Source organism: Actinomadura sp. RB99, from assembly GCF_014706005.1.
Classification (GTDB): domain Bacteria; phylum Actinomycetota; class Actinomycetes; order Streptosporangiales; family Streptosporangiaceae; genus Spirillospora.
In genome coordinates this window covers 40030-57331 of the sequence record NZ_JABMCA010000005.1, presented here as the reverse complement: position 1 = coordinate 57331, position 17302 = coordinate 40030, and the positions used below count along the sequence as shown (strand labels likewise).

The following is a 17302-nucleotide window of genomic DNA, read 5'->3' as shown; positions in this document are numbered from 1 at the left end:
TCCTTCACCGGCTCGGCCGCCGGCCCCACACGGAGAACAGCAGGGTGGTGACGTCCCGCCCCTCCGGCCGGTCCATCGCGCCGACGAACTCGCTGATCTCCGCGGCGGTGAGCAGCCCGTTGTCGATCAGCGGCTGCCCCTGGAGCTCCATCCGGGCCCGCATCAGGGCGTTCTCCGTCTCGCCCGTGCCCGGGCCGAGCGGCCGCACCTTCGTCTCCACGTCGGTCAGCCCGGCCGTCGGCAGGAGGTGCGGCAGGCGCCGCCCCACCCGGGGGTCGGCACCGCCGAGCTCGAACGCCCTGGTGTACGCGCCGACCACGGCCCGTCCGTTCTCGGTCGGGCTGTCGGCGGCGGGCATGAAGTAGAAGTCCTCGGCGAGCAGCCAGCCGCCGGGCCGCAGCCAGCTCACCGCGCGGGCGATCAGCTCGTCCGCGTCGGGGACGAGCGACAGCACGGCCCGGATGAGGATGAAGTCGAGCGACGCCGGCTCGCCGGGCCCCTTGACGGTGATGTCGGCCTCCTCGACGATCAGGTTCGGCGCCCGGCCGTGGTCGAGCAGGCTGGTGTCGGTGTCGACCGCGATGACCGAGCCCTGCGGGACCCGTTCGGCCAGCCAGTAGGACATCGACCCGCCGCCGGCGCCCACGTCGAGACAGTGCCAGGTCGGTTCGAGCGGTAGCCCCTGGATGATCCGGGTCGTCAGCCAGTCGTAGTTGCGCTCCCACAGCGGGGCGATGATCGCCTCGCTGGTGTCGGCGGCGCGGGTCTCGGTCTCCGTCAACGCCCTGCCCCTTCCTGGTCGGTGTCGTGGTCTCGCTCGAGGAGGATCGCGCCGCTGGGACAGCAGTCGGCGACGTCCTGCGCGGTCGCGAGGCGGGCGAGGTCGGCGAGCCGCCGCTCGTTCAGGACGGCCAGCCCGTCGTCTGCGAGGGTGAAGAGCTCGGGCGACATCGCCTCGCAGAGGCCGCTGCCGACGCACAGCTCGCGGTCGATCCGCAGCCGCGCCCTCATCGCGCCGGGGTGGGGACGACGGGAAGCCGCTCGATGCGGCGCATCGCCCAGTTGTCGATGTAGCGGATCTCGTCCCGCGGGAGGGCGGGCTCCAGCCCCGGGAACCTCCGGAACAGCGCCGGGACGGCGATCTCTCCCTCCAGGCGGGCGAGCGCCGCACCGAGGCAGTTGTGCAGGCCATGGCCGAGACCGAGGTGGCGGACGCCGGTCCGGGTGATGTCCAGGCGGTCCGGATCGTCGAACCGGCGCGGGTCGCGGTTGGCGGCGAGGATCGCCGCGATCACCGGGGCTCCGGCGGGCAGCTTGGTCCCGTTCAGCTCCAGGTCCTCGGTGGCCAGCCGGAAGAGGGCGGTGCTCAGCGCGCCCTCGTACCTCAGTAGCTCCTCGACGGCCCCCGGCGCGAGGTCGGGCCGGGAGCGCAGCAGCGCCGCCTGGTCGGGGTGGTCGAGCAGCGCCAGCACGGCGTTGCCGACGAACGCGCGGATCGTGTCGCTGCCCGCCAGGATCATGGCCGCGACCATCGCGACGAGCTCGTCCCGCGACAGCCGGTCGCCCGCCTCCCCCGCCTGGACGAGGTCGGAGACGAGGTCGTCCGCGGGCGCGGCGCGCTTCTCGATGACGAGCTGCTCCGCGTAGGCGCAGATCTGGGCCATGCCCTCGGGAACGTGCTCCATGAGCGCCGGATCGGACGGGAAGACCTTGGCCAGCGTCTCGACCAGCTCCTCGTGCCGCTCGATGCGGAAGCCGAGGATCTCGCCCATCACCCCGGCCGACACCACGCCGCCGAAGTCCTCCATCACGTCGAAGCGCCCGAGTTCTTGGCAGCGGTCGAGGGTCGCGGTCACGGTCTGCGCGACGATCCCGCGCCACTCCTCGATCCGGCGCGGGGTGAACGCGCGCATGGCGAGGCGGCGGAGGCGGGTGTGGTCGGGCGGGTCGACGACCGTGACCGCCTTCTCCAGCACGCTGCCGGCGCCGGCCACCAGCCCGGCCGCCTTGAACTCCTCGCTCCCCCACGTGCCGCCCTGGGAGCTGAAGCGCGAATCGCCGAGCACGGTGCGCACGTCGGCGTAGCGCGTCACGATCCACATGCGCACGTCGCCCGCCGGGAACTGGAACTCGTGCACCGGGGAGTTCTCCCTGAGCCACGCGAACGTGGGATACGGGTTCTGGTAGTAGTCCGGACTCAGCAGCGCTGCCGAGTGTCCTGATTCGCCCATCGCAGGCCTCCAGTACGGGGTGTTGCCAGGCATTCCTCGAGGAACGCGAGGGCCCGCAGGTGATAAGTGCGCGCGGCCACACCGAGGCTGAGGTTGTGCCCGGCGTTGGCCAGCCGGTCGACGACGACCAGCGGTGCGGTCTTCAGGCCGGCGGTCAGCTCCCTGAGGGACTCCTCGTCGTGGTGCCACCAGCGTTCGTGTTCGGCGAAGGTGACCCGGATCGGCACCCGCACGCGGGCGGCGAAGTCCGGGTAGCGGTCCGGCCAGTCCCAGGCCTCCGCGGTCTCCCAGGCCGGCACGTCGGCGGTGATCGGGCCGGCGGACCGGAAGGTCCCCGGCGGGTAGAGGCTCAGCGGCCCCCAGTGCATCGCCCAGGTTTCGCGTTCCTTGAACCTGGCGACGTGGCGCTCGTCCACCGCGTACCGGTGGCCGACGCCCGAGACGTCGATCCCGAGGAGGGTGTCGCCCCGGGTCTCGTCGGCGGCGGTGACGAGCGCGAGCTTGCCGCCGTAGGAGTGCCCAAGGAGGAAGATCCCCGCACCGGTCGGGTGGTGGGCGGCGAAGTCGGCGAGCGCCGCGTGCACGGTGGCCGCCTGCTCGACGAGCGGCTGCCCGTCGGGGAGAACCTCGGCCGAGGCGCCGTAGCCGGGCCGGTCGAGCGCCAGCACCGAGAATCCGAGGCTCGCGCCGAGGCGCAGCAGCGACTGCCCCGGGTCGGCCCGGCCGTCGAAGTAGCCGGCGCGCAGGCCCGCCCCGTGCAACGCCGCGATGACCGCACGAGGCGGCGCGCCGCCCGGCGGCTCCGCCAGCAGCGCCGAGATCGGGACGCCGGCGGCGTCCAGCACGATCCCGGTCATGTCACGCGGCAGACGAGGTACTCGGGCGGCGCGACCTCCAGGCGGGCGATCTCCTCCTGGCCTTCGGCGATCCGCGGGTCGGCCATCCACGCCCGGTAGGCCGCCTCGTCCACCCACATCGGGTAGTTGACGAACGTCCGGCCGTCCGGGCTGAGATAGGGCGTCGCCGAGATGAAGCCGGGGAAGTCGCGTTTCCACTCGCCGCTGCCCGCGAGCAGCCGCAGCACCGCGGCGGCGGAGTCGCGGCCCGCGAAGTGCCGGGTCGCGACCGCCACGATCCCCGGTTCCCGCCCGGCCTCGGGGCCGGTCAGCCCGGGGACGGAGGTGCCCTGGAACGTCGTCGTCGAGAGCACGCCCGCGTGGTCGGCCAGCTTGCCCGTGGTGTGGCTGGACGCGGCGTCCGGCCGCACTGTGCGGATCACGACGGCCATGTCGTCCAGCGCGGTGTGGACCCGGGCCGTGACGGAGTCGAGGAGCCCCTTGGCCGCCTCGACCAGAGCGCCCGTCGTCGCGGGACCGTCGGTGCGGAAGATCTCGAACGTGACGTGCTCGGCGCCCTCGGCGTGCTCAGCGGAAGGCATCCGCGCGCTCCCTCGCCCAGTCGCGGAACGTGCGGGCGGGCTTGCCGGTGACCTCTCGTACGACGTCCGACCCGACCTCGGGCGCGCCGGTCAGCTGCTTGAAGTAGTCGAGGGCGCCGTCGGCGTAGTCGGGCGGCCAGCCCGCGGCGACCATCTGCTCGCGGGCGGCGTCGGCGTGGACGTCCTCCCACGTCAGCTCGCGGCCGATCTCCTCCCCGATGATGTGCAGCTGCTCCTCCTGGGTGAGGAGCTCGGGGCCGGTGACCAGGTAGCGCTTCCCCGCGTGGCCGTCACTGGTGAGGGCCCGCACGCCGACCGCCGCGAGGTCGCCCTCGTGGACGGACGTCCGGGCCGCCGCGCCGTACGGGAAGTGGACGACGCCGCCGTTGCGGACCTGGGGCGCGAATCCGAGGGCGTTCGCCATGAACCCGGTGGTGCGCAGGAACGTCCACTCCAGGTCGCTGGTGTGGTCCTCGATCAGCCCTTCGAGGTAGGCGTGGCAGTTGTTGTCGCGCGGTTCGAGGCCGATGTGGACGCCGACCGACGAGACCAGGACGAGCCTGCTCGCCTGCTTCTCGATCTTCTGGAGGACGTCCAGCGCGGTCTCCGTGCCGAGCGTGAAGAACGGCCACATCCAGAAGACGCCCTTGATCCCGTCGAGCGCGGCGTCGATCGAGCCGGGGTCGCCGAGGTCGCCCTCGACCAGCTCCACGCCCGCGGGCAGCCGTCCGATGTTCGGGTCGTCCTTCACCACCAGGGCGCGGACCGAGACGCCCGCCTCCAGCAGGTGCCGGGCGGCGTGCGGGCCGACGTTGCCGGTCGCCGCCGTGATCAGGACCTTGCAGGGCACGCTCATGGGATTCTCCTTCGCGGCTTCGGTGTCTGCTTCCGGGGCGGCCTGAGGGGCGGCCTCAGCCGAGCAGCGTGCCGCCGGTGGCGTCGATGAAGGCGCCCGTCACCCAGCGGGCGTCGGCGGAGGCGAGGAACGCGACCACATCCGCGACGTCGGCGGGCTCGCCGACGCGGTTGAACGCCGACAGCGCCCCCATCTGCTCAACGGCCTGGGGGATGTCGAAGACCGGGTCGTCGTTGCGGGTGATGCCGGGTGCAACGCTGTTGATCGTGATGCCGCGCGGCGCGAGGATCTTGGCGAAGTGCAGCGCGAGCTGCTCCACGGCGCCCTTGGTCATCGCGTAGGCGATCTCGTCCGGGTTGGCGAAGCGGGTGAGGCCGGACGAGATGTTGATGACGCGGCCGCCCGCGGTGAGGTTGGAGACCGCGCGCTGGATGATGAAGAACGGAGCCTTGGCGTTGACCGCGAAGAGCTCGTCGAACTTCTCGGGGGTGGTCTCCTCAGGGGCGGTGCCGCCCATCACGCCGGCGTTGTTGACGAGGATGTTCAGATCGACCGAGCCGGTGCGCTCCTTGAGGCCGTGTTCGAGTTCGAGGAAGAGCTGGTGCACGTCACCCGGCTTGCCGAACTCGGCCTGGACGGTGAAGGCCCGGCCGCCGTCCTTCTCGATCGCGGCGACGACCTCGCCGGCCGCCTCCCGGCCGCCCGAGTAGTGCACCGCGACCAGCGCGCCCTCGCTCGCGAGCCGGGTCGCGATCTGCCGTCCGATCCCGCGGCTGGCCCCGGTGACCAGGGCCGTCTTGCCGGTGAACCTGTCCATCTCCGCACTCCGTTTCGGGGTTGATCGCCGGGTCGTTCGCGGGGTTTCCGGGATTCGCGGGGTTCTCGGTGTTCTTGGCGTTTCCGGGGTGAAGGTGGGCGTCGGAGGTCCGAACCACCGTTCGAGCGCCGCCGCGAGGCTCGTGCCGTCGCCGGTGCCGGTGGCGGCCCACGCGGCGTAACCATCCGGGCGGACGAGGCAACCGCCCTCCGCCGGGGCCACGGCGGTGACCGTGCTGACCCGGTCGGCCCAGCGGGCGGCGACGCGGCGCAGCTCGCCGGACGGGTCGAGCAGCAGGCCGCGGCCCGTCCGAAGCGGAGCGGGGTCGGCGGGAACGAGGCGGCTTCCCTGACGCGGGTTCGTCCCGTCCCGGATGCCGTAGCGGATGTCGAGGCCGGAGATCGTGCCCGCGAGGTGGCGGCGGACCGGCTCATGGTCGACCAGCTCGGCGAACACCGCCCGCACCGCGTCCACCTCGGGGCCTCCGAGCAGGAGCAGCGCCTGGGCCCTGATGCCGGCCAGCACCCGCGCGCCGACCGCGTGCCGTTCGTCGTGGTAACCGTCCAGCAGAGCGGCAGGCGCCCTGCCCCGAGTGACCAGAGCGAGCTTCCAGCCCAGGTTGAAGGCGTCCTGCAGGCCGAGGTTGAGGGCCTGGCCGCCCGCGGGCATCTGGACGTGGGCCGCGTCGCCGGCGAACAGCACCCGGCCGTGCCGGTAGCGCGCCAGTTGCCGGGACGCGTCGCCGAAGGCGTCCACCCACAGCGGCGTACCGTCGCCGATGTCCTCGCCGGTGACACGCCGCCAGATGCCGGTGATCTCATCGAACGTGGGAGCGCCCAGCCGCGGGACGGCCGCGCGGCCGAACTCGTGGGCCATCACCCGGGTGACGCCGTCGCCGCGCCGGGCCGCGATGGCCAGGCCCGCCGGCAGCCGCTGGAAGCGGCGGTCCGGGATCTGGACGCCGTCGACGTCCGCGCGGATCAGCTCGCGGCTGGAGTCCCGGCCCGGGAAGTCCGCGCCGATCAGCCTGCGGACCGTGCTCTGCTCGCCGTCGCAGCCGACGACATACCCGGCGCGGAAGCGGGCCGGGCCGTCCGGCGTGCGAACCTCGGCGACGACATGGTCCTGATGGACGGTGAGGCCGTGCACCTCGTGCGCACGGCGGATGTCGGCGCCCAGGGCGCCCGCCCACCGACCGAGGACCGCCTCGGTGACGGTCTGCGGCGCCTTCCACTGGCCGGGATAGGGGGTCGGCAGCGTCAGGTCGAGCGGAATGCCTCCGAAGTGGCCCATCGCGTCGTTCGGCAGCGTGCCGAACGCGTCGAGGAGCCCCCTGGCGTCGAAGAGCTCCATCGTGCGGGCGTGCAGGGTGGACGCGCGGGACTCGGTCGTCGGGGCGGGGAGACGTTCGAGCACGGTGACGTCCGCGCCGCCCAGCCGCAGCTCACCGGCGAGCAGCAGGCCCACCGGGCCCGCGCCGACCACGAGAACCCGGCGGTCCGCCGCGTCCAGGGTGGCCGTCGCGTCCGCCGTCACCGCGGGTCGCCGAACCAGCGCCGCAGGGCCATCGGCAGGTCGGCGTGACTGCCCGGCGCCGCCCACGCGACGTGGCCGTCGGGGCGGACGAGGACGGCCGCGGTGCCGTCGGGCCAGGAGGGCGGCGTGGCGCCGCGGGGCTTGGCGGTCACGATGTCCACCCGGTCGGCCCATCCGGCGGCACGACGGCGCAGCGCGGGATTGTCCGCCAGATCGAGCAGGACCCCGCGGCCGCCGCGCAGCGCCTCGGTGCTGCCGCCGATCCGGGCGTCCCCGTCCAGGGCGAGGTTCGGCATGCGGCGGCCGAGCAGCGGATGCGTGCCGCCGCCGACGTCGTAGTGGATCTCCAGCCCGCTGACCATGGCGGCGAGATGCTTGGAGACCTCGTCGTAGCCGATGAGTTCGCGCATGACGTCGCGGAGGGGCTGCACCTCGGGGCCGCTGAGGAAGAGCAGGCCCTGTGCCTGCGTGTTCATGAGCAGCCGCTTGCCCACCGGGTGCCGTTCCTCGTGGTAGGTGTCGAGAAGCCCGGCGGGGGCCCGGCCCTTGACGACGGCGCCGAGTTTCCAGCCGAGGTTGACCGCGTCCTGGATGCCGGTGTTCATGCCCTGGCCTCCGGCGGGCAGATGGATGTGCGCGGAGTCGCCGGCCAGGAACACCCGGCCGCGGCGGTACTCGGTGACCTGGCGGGTGGCGTCGCCGAACGCGCTCACCCAGACCGGCTCGGCGTGCGAGATGTCGTCGCCGGTGAGCCGCTTCCACGCCGCGGCCACCTCGTCGAATTCCGGCGGCGCGGTCCGGCGGCGGGCGGGCGTGCCGCGCTCGCAGACGATGAGGCGGGTGATGCCGCCGGGCAGGGGGCCGACCATGACCATCCCGCCCGGCAGGGTCTCGCCGATCATGCGCGGTTCGAGGTCGAGCCCGCGAACGTCGGCGAGATACATTTCCATCGTGGCCGCCGTGCCGGGGAAGTCGAACCCGGCGGCCTTGCGGACGGCGCTGCGCCCGCCGTCACAACCGACCAGGTATGGCGCGGTGAGAGTGTGGGCACCCTCCGATCCCTCGACCTCGACCTCCACCCGGTCGTCCAGGTTCTTGACCGAGACCACCGCGTGGCGGCGCCGGATGTCGCCGCCGAGGGCGGTGACCCACTCCTCCAGCACCGTTTCGGTCTGCGACTGCGGGACGGTCTTGGCCGCCTGATGCGCACCGTCGAGCACCGCGAAGTCGACCGGAACGCCACCGAAATGGCCCACATTGCTGACCTCGATCTCGCCGAACCGCGGCAGCAGTCCGCGCTGGTCGAAGACCTCCATCGTGCGCGCGGTGAACCCCAGGCCGCGTGATTCCCCGGTTCTCTCTGCGAGCCGTTCAAGGACCACGACATCGACCCCGGCCAAGCGCAGCTCACCGGCGAGCATCATTCCCGCCGGACCCGCGCCCACGACGATCACTTCGGCGTCCACGTGCGACTCCTCGATTCCTCGCCACCCGCCGGAGAAATGCGCGACCGGAAGGTGAAGACACTCGTTGGGACGGTAGTTGATAGCTTCTTCGGAATCCCATTGAATGACAAGAGAGGGGCGTTCTAAGTTTTCATGAAGCGAGATTCGAAGAACGCTAGACAAGATTAGAAAGGGCTATGTCAGGCACCGCTTAGCATTTTGAAGCCGAAGTTAGTGAACATCTTGCGCGGCCGTCTTGTTGGCGGCCTGGCGTGCTCTCTAGCGTGAAGCGGGTGACGAATTCGATCTGTAAGGCGCCGAACTGCCGCCGGACCGTGGCCGGGGCCGCGCGCCTGTGCGATCCCTGCGCCGGCGCGCTCGCCGACGACCTGTCCCTGCTGCCCGTGCTGTACGAGGAGTGCGGCCGTCTCCTCGGCGGCTCCGAACAGCGGGTCTCCGTCGGCCGCACCTCGGGCGGACCCCTGCCTGGGCTCCCGTTCAACGACGCTGCCGCCGATGCCCGGGCGGCGATCCGCGCGGTGCTCGGCTCATGGAGCGCCCTGGTCGCGGACGAACGCGGCATCGCGCGCCCGCGCCGCACGGCGGCCGGCCTGAGCTGCTTCCTGACCCGCCATCTCGGCTGGCTGTGCGGGCACGAATCCGCCGCCGAGTTCGCCCGCGAGATCGGCCGGCTGACCGGCGGCGCCCGCCGGGTGGCCCGCCCGGACGGCCGCCGCCGGGTCCCGGTCGGGGCCGCCTGCGTGGAGAGCGGCTGCGCCGGAGAGCTGGTGGCCCTGGTCAGGCCGCACGAGTCTCCGGGTGAGATCGTGTGCTCGGCCGACGCGGAACATCGCTGGGCCGCGCATGAATGGCTCGGGCTCAGCCGCCGTCTGGACCGTCATCCGGGACCGGCGGACTCGGCGAAATCGGCGGAGGCCCTGGAGCCGACGCCTTCCCCCGCCCCTGCCGCCTGGCTGACGGCGACCGAGGTGGCCCGCCTCTGGCGGCTGCCGACCGGAAGCGTCTACCGCCTTGCCAGCGAGCACCGCTGGAACCGCCGCACCCGGGCGGGCCGCACGTACTACGACGGCGCCGACGTGGAGCGTACCTTCGCCCAGCGCGCCACCACCCGTACCGGCGAGGCCAGGGCCGGCAAGGCCACCAAGGCCGGCTGACCGGCCCGGGGTCACCTGACGGGGACGCTGTCGTCCTCGTCGTCCTCGTCGTCCACGACCGCCGCGGCACCGGGATTGATGACGGGGAACGTGCACCGCGCGTCCACCCCCCGGCCGCCGGGGGCCTCCGCGAGGGTCAGCCGGCCGCCGTTCGCCCCGACCAGCATCCCGGCGATCGACAGGCCCAGACCGCGGCCCTCCCCCTTCTCCCGCTCGCCGCGCCAGCCGCGCACGGTGGCGCGCTCACGCTCCTCGGCGGTCATGCCGGGACCCTCGTCCACCACGCGGAGGGTGGTGTCGCGCCCGCCGACCTGCACCGAGACGATGATGGTGCTCGCCCGGGGCGAATGACGGACCGCATTGTCGAGCAGGATGTCCAGTAGCTGCTCCAGCATCCCGCTCCGGGCGAGGATGACGGCCCTGCCGTGCAGCAGAGTCCGGATCGTGATGCCGTGCCGGTCCGCGACGTCGGACCAGGCGCCCGCTCGTTCGACCACCACCTCGCACATCTCGATCTCCAGCGGCGGCCTGACCTCGATCAGCTTGGCCAGCTCCAGGTGCTCGGTCAGCGTGCTGTGCAGGCGCTCGGTGTCGGCGAGCGCACGCGAGTGCAGCCGCCTGCCGGCCTCGTCCACATGACCGTCCAGGCCCTCCAGCCGGATCTGCAGCAACTGGATCTCGGTCCGCAGCTGGTGCGCCACGTCCGCTAGGAAGAACGCGTTGCTCTGCTGGGCGGTGGCTATGTCATGGACGCAGTCGAGCAGCTCCCGCAGCCAGGGCGGCGCCCGGTGCGCGGCCAGCCGTTCGATGTCGCCCGCCCGCAGCCCCCGGACCGCGTCCGCGAGCGCGCGGCCGGGTTCGAGCAGCCAGAACTTCAGGGGAACGGCGAGCGCGCCGACCGCGACGAGCGCACTGCCGCCGGCGGTGGCGAGGACGTCCCAGTGGCCGATGAGCAGTCCGGCGGGCAGCACGACCGCCGACAGCGCGAGCAGGGTCAGCGCGAGCTGACCCCCGAAGATCCGTGACCACATGTCAGGCGACTAGGCGGAATCCCACGCCGCGCACGGTCTCGATGAGACCCGCCACGCCGAGCTTCTTGCGCAGCCCCGTCATGTGCACGCCGAGCGTCCTGGTGTCGCCGGCGCCGTCGTGCCCCCAGACCTCTTCCATGATCTGGCCGCGGGTGAACGTGCGGCCGGGTTCGAAGGCCAGGAACGCCAGCAGATCGAACTCCTTGCGCGTCAGCGCGACCTCCTCCCCGTTCACCAGCACCCGCCGGAGCCGCAGGTCGAGGTGGACCCCGCCGAGTTCCTTGACCGAATCGCCGCCCGCCCACGCCCCGCGGGCGCGCCGGACCACGGCCTCGATCCGGGTGGTGAGCTCGCGGACCCGGTAGGGCTTGGCGACGAAGTCGTCCGCGCCCATCCGCAGGCCGAGCACCCTGTCGAACTCGTCGTCCCGGCCGCTGACGATGATGATCGGCACGGTGGAGCTGTTGCGGATCAGCTGGCAGACCGCGAACCCGTCGAGGTCCGGGAGCATGAGATCCAGCAGGACGATGTCCACCTCGGCGCAGTGCTCGAGTGCCGCCCTCCCCTGATCGACGGCGACGGTGTCCATTCCCTGCTCTTCCAGCCGGCCGGCTAATTCCTCACTGAACTCGGCGTCGTCTTCGACGAGAAGGACCCGCATATATTCCCCTGGCTGTGTCACTGAAGGGCGGCAGGTCATGCGCGCCCACCCCGGACGGTCAGGAACATCGATGCGAGATCGCCTAGAACGTTCCCATCCCGGAAGAGACCAATTCCCGGAACGGGTGCCCCGATGCGTGAGGCCGGCCATCGACCCGTGGTCACTCGGGAGCGTCGCGTCATTGGCGATCAACACATTCCATACTTACTCGACTCAACTCACCGAGACAAGGCCGAAATCTCGCATAGCCAATCACGCCCCGTAACTCACCTCTTCAAGCTCGCCCCTTTCGGCACAACGTGATCCATATCACCCTTCTCTTCGAGAAAGGTCACACGCTCGTAACATCCGGTTCACATCGGATCTGCCGCCGTTCCCGTGGGTTTGGTGAGCGGCGCCGGCGGAAGCTCAATCTGGACGAGGGTGGAGCCCTCGGACGTATATCACGATGCTGGGGGTCACGGGGCCGTGGGTTCGAATCCCGCCGCCCCGACAGAGTTCGATGCAGTTCAGAGGGCTGAATCGGAGCCTCTCCACGGCTCCCCGAACGGCGCTTGGGAGCCACAAGGGAAGCCGGCAGCTGCGGACTCACGGGCAGGAAGCGGCTTTCGTCCCGGTGGATGGATCACGTTAGCCGGAAATGCGGTGCCGGGCCCATGACGCTCGGTCAGAAGGTCCTCCCGGTCACGTCCAGCACCACGGGCGACCAGCCCACGCAGGAACGCCACCCAGCTCGCACCATCCTCGGGCGAACTCACCTCGACACCGAGCCGGCACCACTGGCGCTGCATCAACGAGACGGTGACGCTGCTTTCGGCGCGATCTCCCGAACTCAACAGGGCGCTGTCAAGGCCCACGAGGACGACCTACCAGCGGTTGGGGGGGTATTTTCCGAAGCTGGCCGAGGTCCCGCCTGTGGTGGCGGGGCATGTCCGTCAGGTGCTGGGGCTGGCCGACGATGAGGTCGCGTTTGCATGTTCCTTGTTCTAAGCGTCTTCGTTGGTGGTGGGTCTGGTTGCGGTAAGCAGCCGTTTGCGTTCTGGGGTGTAGTGCCACCATGGGCGGGCGGGTCGCCCTTCGGCCTGGTCCACGGCGGACATGATGGTGTCGAGCAGGCACGGGTCCAGGGCCTCACCGCAGGCGGCCGACATCTGCTCGTACAGTTCGATCGGGTCCCTGCCCGTCAGCTGTGTCGCTGCGGGTGATCCCGACGCGTGCGAAGTAGCCGGCCACCGCCCGGCCGACGTTGACCAGATCGGTGAGGTCGGCCCCGGCCAGATCTTTCCGGTCAGCGCGGTCCGCGGGCTCGACGGAGATCGGCGGGCTCACAGCCGGCGAATGCGTCGAGAAGTGGCGGCTGGACAAAGACGAGCAACTCATCGGCTGCGGGTCCGACCACGAAGTCCAGGTGCTGGGGGTCTTCACGGTGCCCGGCGACGAATGGCCGGGAAAGCGGGCGGAGACCACGACTGCGAAGAAGGGCTGCCGGACGCTGTGGGCCATGACCTTCGGCGCCGCGGAGCCGCGCACCGTTGTGGGCAAGGAGCGCGCAGCCGACGCGGAGCGGTTGGGAAGCCCATGACAGGCTGATCATCTGCCTGGTCGCAAGCCACAGCGGAACGCTGAAAGGCTCGCTGATGCCCGGGTGAGGCGTTCCACCGGCACCCTGAACGGCGCACCGCCGCTCATCTGCGCGCTCTCCTCATGGCTTGCGGGGCTGATACCCGAACGAGACGGCGGGCTCCTGCGCTTCGAGAGCCGGCCGCACCGACGCCTCACCGAACTGCACAGCGAACCACTTGACGTCCCGAGGAGGAACCGACGCGCACCGTTCAGCGAGGTCAGCGCGGGCGTAGTCACCGCGGTGCGCGGTGTAGGCGCGGGCGATCTGGCGGGCGTCGTCCCGGCTCACGCACCAGCCGACGGTCTGCCAGTTCGAGGTGCTGCCCGCGAAGTCCTCACCCAGCACCTTCCCTCCGCGCGTCAGGTCGAGCCGGACCGCGGCCTGCCAGCGCAGTCCTGGCGCCGGTGCGAGGTGTACTCCGAGCGGTTCGGCCCGTACCGGGTCTCGCGCAGCACTACCCGTCGACGGTGGCCTCCGCCGACGCCCACCGCCGCCACTGGGGGGCGGTGGCCCTCCTCCTCGGCCTGCATCCGCGGCTGAGCCACCTCGGGGTCGGGTCGGCCATGCGCACCGGCAGCAGCGCGCTCGCAGCCGCAAGCGCTCGCAGCCCTCCACGGCCAGGCGTTCACCCTCGGCCAGCGCTTGGTCGTCGAAGGGGGGGCGAGGTGGGGCGGAAAGGTGAAGGCCGCTGGCCTCACGGAGGGCAGCGGTGTACTTGGCGCCCTGACGCGTGGCGGCGCGGACCTTCTTGGCGGCGGTGCTCTGCTTCCCTGTCAAATCACCGTGTCGAAGCAATCTGGACGGTCGGCAGGCGGTTCGAACAGGGCCGGCTCAACCACCATCGCTAGGCGGTTGCCAACTTCGTCGAGCAGAGCTTCGAGGCGGCCAATGGGCAGATCCGCGCGATACCGGAGTCGATGATCATCCACTCGGCGGCGACCAAGGGATTCACGCAGAACCAGTAGGGCGACGGCAGCAGGGCCATCGCCTATCCCAGAGACAACGGCCACCTGCCCGAGCGAGAGGGCGGCGGCCTCGTCCGCGGCCTGTGGTGAATGACGCATACCAATGGGCCGCACCCGGGCACGACCACCTCGCGCGAGGTCCACTTCCGCATGCAGACGATGACCGCTGTGGCCCGGTATCTGATCGGCTGGTTCCACCGCGCTGTCCGTAACTCGCGGCCGCCCCAGGCTCTGGGAGGCGAACCGCCGTAGCGGGATCGATCTGGCCGATGACGACCTGGCCGCGACGGGCGAGCCGGATGGCAAGGACGCCGGGCAGGGATGTGCTTCGGGTCGATGATGATGCGCGCGTGCTCGGCGGGATGCCGCCGGGTCGGTGTCGGCTCTTCGGCCCGACCGGCAAAGGCGCCGAGGACCACTGGTCGGTGGGTCTCTCGGCTCCTGACCTCCCCAGGGGCCCGCCGGCGCAGGGTTCCCCCGGCCCGACCAGGGCGTCGCCGCGTCGCCCGCCTCCTACTCCGCGGTGGAGCGCATGTCGATCAGCGGGAGCTGCGTGAGGCGGGCCCGTTCCTGCTGGACGACCTCGGTGCGGCGGTGTGCGCCCAGTCTGGTGTTGCGCACCTTGTCGTGCAGCTTGACGATGGCGTCGAGCAGCATTTCCGGGCGGGGCGGGCAGCCGGGCAGGTAGATGTCGACCGGCACGATGTGGTCGACGCCCTGCACGACGGCGTAGTTGTTGAACATGCCGCCCGACGAGGCGCACACGCCCATCGCGATGACCCACTTGGGGGCGGCCATCTGGTCGTACAGCCGCCGCAGCACCGGGGCCATCTTCTGGCTCACCCGTCCAGCCACGACCATCAGGTCGGCCTGGCGCGGCGTCGCCGAGGCTCGTTCCATGCCGAACCGTGAGAAGTCGTGGCGCGGATCGCCGACGGCCATCAGCTCCATGCCGCAGCAGGCCAGGCCGAACGTCATCGGCCACATCGATGACGCGCGCGCCAGCCCCGCCGCCTTCTCGACGGTCGTGAGCAGGAAGTCCCCGGGGATGTGTTCTTCGAGTCCCATAGCATTTCCAGGCTGGCCGGGCGGGCGAGGGTGATCAATGACCGATCGCGCCATGGTCGTTAAGCCAGGCGTCACAATGGGCGCATGGAGATCCGCGAGATCGAGGCGTTCCTGGAGGTCGCCCGGGAGTTGCACTTCGGCCGCGCGTCCCGGCGGCTGGGCGTGTCCGCGCCTCGCGTGAGCCAGGCGGTGCGCGCGCTGGAACGCCGGGTCGGCGCTTCGCTGTTCGAGCGGACGAGCAGGCGGGTCCGGCTGACGCCGCTGGGCGAACGCCTGCGCGCCGAACTGCGCCCCGCATACGAGCGGATGGAACGGGCGCTGGAGGAGGCACGCAGCGGCGCGGGCACCGAGGTGCTGCGCGTCGGCGTCGCGACCAGCCTTCCTGGCTCCGTCGTCGACGGGCCGATCCAGGCGTTCGAGCGGGCCCAGCCGCACTGCGCCCTGGTGCGCTCCGCGCACCCCAACACCGACCCGTCCCGCTGGGGGGACGACTGGCCGGTGGACGTCTTCGTCGGCTGGCTGCCCGCCGACCCCGCCCCCGTGGAGGCCATGGGGTTCACCGTCGGCCCCGCCTGGCTGCGCGAGGAACGCGCGGTGCTGGTGGCGGCCGGGCACCCCCTGGCTCGGCGTGTCACCGTCGACGCCGAGGAACTGGCCGATCAAGACATCCTGTATCCGAGCGGCATGCCGCAGAGGCTCGCCGACCTGTGGATACCGCCGGCCACCCCCGGAGGTGCCCCGCTGCGCCGGGTGCACCAGCACAGGTCCGCCTCGCTTGAGGAGGCGATCGTCCTGGTCGCCGCCGGAGACGCCATCCACCTGACGGTCGCCGCGGTGCGCCCGGACAACCCGCACGTCGTCACCGTGCCGGTGTCCGGCCTGCCGCCGGTGATCTGCGCCCCCGTCTGGCCCACCGGCACCGACAACGCCGTAGTCCACGACTTCGCCCAGGCCACCGGAATGCTGCCCCGGCCTTGACCTCTCCCGCTCGGGCTCACCCGCCGCCGTGCCCCGATGGGGAAGCGCTGCGCAGCGGTCCAGACTTTTCCGCCCAGGCGAGGAAGGCAGAGTTCTCCGCCGTGGCCCGAGGGTGAACCGCACACCGGAGGGCGTCGTGGCTCATCTCCGAGTCGCGAGGCGGCTGGTGAGTACGCCCGGCAGGGCGCCGACCTGCCTTTCGGCAACTATTACGCGCTGACCGGCCTGACCGCCCTCGCACTGTGCGCCGCCCATCTCCGCTCCACCCGGCGACCTGGATCGGCGAACCCGGCCGATCCGGGTTCTCGCTTCCGACCGGGACTGCCAGGAGTCAGCGGCGAGTCCGGCCGCGAGCCCGGCCCCAACGCCGCGCCCAATTCCGCCCGCGAGCCCAGTCACAAGCCCGCTGGTGCTGATACGAAGCGCATCCAAAGTTCTGTCCGCGGCATCCTCGACGGTCCAGGTAGGCGTTAGCTTTCCGGCCGCACGTTCACCCGCAGGAGTGATCATGATCCCCCGGAAGGGGGAACCGCGGTCGTGCGCCGGTCGAGAAGCTCGAAGAGCAAGACATGACGTCCTTGATCGGAGTGCACACATGAGCAACGGGAACCGCCGCACATTCGCCCTGGGGTCGGCCGTCGCCATCGGCCTAGCCGCCACCATCATTGTCGGGATCACCGCGGCGTCCCAAACGGGATGGGCGGCGGCCGATGCGCCCGTCCCGGCGAAGCGCGCCCACAGCAGCATCCCACCCGGGGGCGCCAACGCCACCCACCTCAAGGGTTGGGCCAGGATGTACTTCCCAGCACCCGACAACGACATCCAGGTCACCGTCGACGCGCACGCCACTTTCGATCCCAACGGCGCCTGGCGGCCCACACGATCGTGGGGGACCTTCCGGATCTCCCACCGGTTCAAGCTGCCGGACGGGGCCTGGTTCACCAACTGGGGCGATCTGAAGGTGGACTGCCTCACCACCGGCGGACCCACCGCGACCGTCACAGGCACGCTCACCCGGGTCACGCCCGGTGGACCCTGGGAGGACATGCTGAAAGAACACACACGCATGGGAGTCAGCTTTTACGTCGCTGGACGGAACGCCGGCCCCAGCCGGATCGGGCTGAGCGGAGCCCCCCTTCCCGGAGAAGGCGAACTTTCGCGGTGCATGGCTCCAGCGGCCGACGCACCCCTGATCAAGGGCGGCTACACCCTGAATTGATCGCCGAGTCCCGGGGAACGCAGAAGATCGGCTCGGGCTCGTAGCGGCGGGCCGATCACCGTCGGCACGGCCGCAGTCGCGCGGCGGTGCAGCGGCCGCGGGGCGTGATTCGTTGAACGACAGCGACTGGGAAGCTCACAGACAGAGGAAGGCCGTGTCGGCCACCCGGCGTGCGTCTCGGACCTAGCAGCGAGGCGATTCGGATGAGCGGGGTCAGGACAGATGCCGACCGTCACAGCTTCCAGGGCCGCGCGCCTC

17 protein-coding genes are annotated in these 17302 nt (G+C 71.3%); 3 read left to right on the top strand and 14 right to left on the bottom strand.

Translation table 11 applies throughout. The features are described from left to right. Nucleotides 1–4: 4 nt before the first annotated feature. From amrb99_RS06685 to amrb99_RS06650, 8 genes are read right to left on the bottom strand one after another with little or no spacing between them, the layout of a single operon-like run. A complete protein-coding gene (locus amrb99_RS06685; protein ID WP_190853603.1) occupies nt 5–781 on the bottom strand; it encodes a class I SAM-dependent methyltransferase in 777 nt (258 codons plus the stop codon). Then, the gene (locus amrb99_RS06680) at nt 778–1011 is read right to left on the bottom strand and encodes a ferredoxin (RefSeq protein ID WP_190853601.1); all 234 of its coding nucleotides are present in this window, start codon (nt 1009–1011) and stop codon (nt 778–780) included. The genes amrb99_RS06685 and amrb99_RS06680 overlap by 4 nt, the downstream gene beginning before the upstream one ends. Beyond that, a complete protein-coding gene (locus tag amrb99_RS06675; protein ID WP_194736620.1) occupies nt 1008–2231 on the bottom strand; it encodes a cytochrome P450 in 1224 nt (407 codons plus the stop codon). The genes amrb99_RS06680 and amrb99_RS06675 overlap by 4 nt, the downstream gene beginning before the upstream one ends. After that, nucleotides 2198–3088 (bottom strand): alpha/beta hydrolase, encoded by an 891-nt coding sequence (locus amrb99_RS06670; protein ID WP_190853599.1) that lies wholly within the window; start codon nt 3086–3088, stop codon nt 2198–2200. The genes amrb99_RS06675 and amrb99_RS06670 overlap by 34 nt, the downstream gene beginning before the upstream one ends. Further along, nucleotides 3085–3669 carry an antibiotic biosynthesis monooxygenase gene (locus amrb99_RS06665; protein ID WP_190853596.1) on the bottom strand — a complete coding sequence of 195 codons (585 nt, stop codon included), beginning with the start codon at nt 3667–3669 and terminating at the stop codon, nt 3085–3087. The genes amrb99_RS06670 and amrb99_RS06665 overlap by 4 nt, the downstream gene beginning before the upstream one ends. Beyond that, nucleotides 3656–4525 (bottom strand): NAD(P)H-binding protein, encoded by an 870-nt coding sequence (locus amrb99_RS06660; RefSeq protein ID WP_190853594.1) that lies wholly within the window; start codon nt 4523–4525, stop codon nt 3656–3658. Before amrb99_RS06660 ends, amrb99_RS06665 begins: the two co-directional genes overlap by 14 nt. 55 nt (nt 4526–4580) lie before the next feature. Then, entirely contained in the window at nt 4581–6878 is a 2298-nt protein-coding gene (locus amrb99_RS50695; RefSeq protein ID WP_347256563.1) for an SDR family oxidoreductase, read from the bottom strand. Beyond that, on the bottom strand, nt 6875–8344 hold the full coding sequence (locus amrb99_RS06650) for an FAD-dependent monooxygenase (protein WP_190853592.1): 1470 nt from the start codon (nt 8342–8344) through the stop codon (nt 6875–6877). The genes amrb99_RS50695 and amrb99_RS06650 overlap by 4 nt, the downstream gene beginning before the upstream one ends. Before the next feature lie 272 nt (nt 8345–8616). Here amrb99_RS06650 and amrb99_RS06645 point away from each other — a divergent pair, with 272 nt between their 5' ends. Then, the gene (locus amrb99_RS06645) at nt 8617–9498 is read left to right on the top strand and encodes a helix-turn-helix domain-containing protein (RefSeq protein ID WP_190853590.1); all 882 of its coding nucleotides are present in this window, start codon (nt 8617–8619) and stop codon (nt 9496–9498) included. An 11-nt stretch (nt 9499–9509) separates the two neighbouring features. On the opposite strand, the gene amrb99_RS06640 is transcribed toward amrb99_RS06645, so the two are convergent. The 6 genes from amrb99_RS06640 to amrb99_RS06610 form a co-directional block, all read right to left on the bottom strand. Further along, nucleotides 9510–10529, bottom strand: a complete 1020-nt coding sequence (locus amrb99_RS06640; RefSeq protein ID WP_190853588.1) for a HAMP domain-containing sensor histidine kinase — start codon at nt 10527–10529, stop codon at nt 9510–9512. Nucleotide 10530: 1 nt separating this feature from the next. Further along, entirely contained in the window at nt 10531–11190 is a 660-nt protein-coding gene (locus amrb99_RS06635; protein ID WP_190853586.1) for a response regulator transcription factor, read from the bottom strand. Between the two features lie 1131 nt (nt 11191–12321). Then, the gene (locus amrb99_RS06625; protein ID WP_190853584.1) at nt 12322–12693 is read right to left on the bottom strand and encodes a hypothetical protein; all 372 of its coding nucleotides are present in this window, start codon (nt 12691–12693) and stop codon (nt 12322–12324) included. A gap of 199 nt (nt 12694–12892) precedes the next feature. Further along, nucleotides 12893–13159: a hypothetical protein gene (locus amrb99_RS06620; protein ID WP_190853582.1), complete on the bottom strand. Its 267-nt coding sequence runs from the start codon at nt 13157–13159 to the stop codon at nt 12893–12895. Nucleotides 13160–13658: 499 nt separating this feature from the next. Beyond that, nucleotides 13659–13799 carry a hypothetical protein gene (locus tag amrb99_RS06615; protein WP_190853580.1) on the bottom strand — a complete coding sequence of 47 codons (141 nt, stop codon included), beginning with the start codon at nt 13797–13799 and terminating at the stop codon, nt 13659–13661. Between the two features lie 493 nt (nt 13800–14292). After that, nucleotides 14293–14847: an NADH-quinone oxidoreductase subunit B gene (locus amrb99_RS06610; protein WP_190853578.1), complete on the bottom strand. Its 555-nt coding sequence runs from the start codon at nt 14845–14847 to the stop codon at nt 14293–14295. Between the two features lie 84 nt (nt 14848–14931). On the opposite strand from amrb99_RS06610, the gene amrb99_RS06605 reads away from it, so the two are divergent. Beyond that, entirely contained in the window at nt 14932–15825 is an 894-nt protein-coding gene (locus amrb99_RS06605) for a LysR family transcriptional regulator (RefSeq protein ID WP_190853576.1), read from the top strand. A gap of 595 nt (nt 15826–16420) precedes the next feature. Continuing rightward, complete coding sequence (locus tag amrb99_RS06600) at nt 16421–17044, top strand: hypothetical protein (protein ID WP_190853574.1); 624 nt, start codon at nt 16421–16423, stop codon at nt 17042–17044. The last annotated feature ends 258 nt before the right edge of the window (nt 17045–17302 follow it).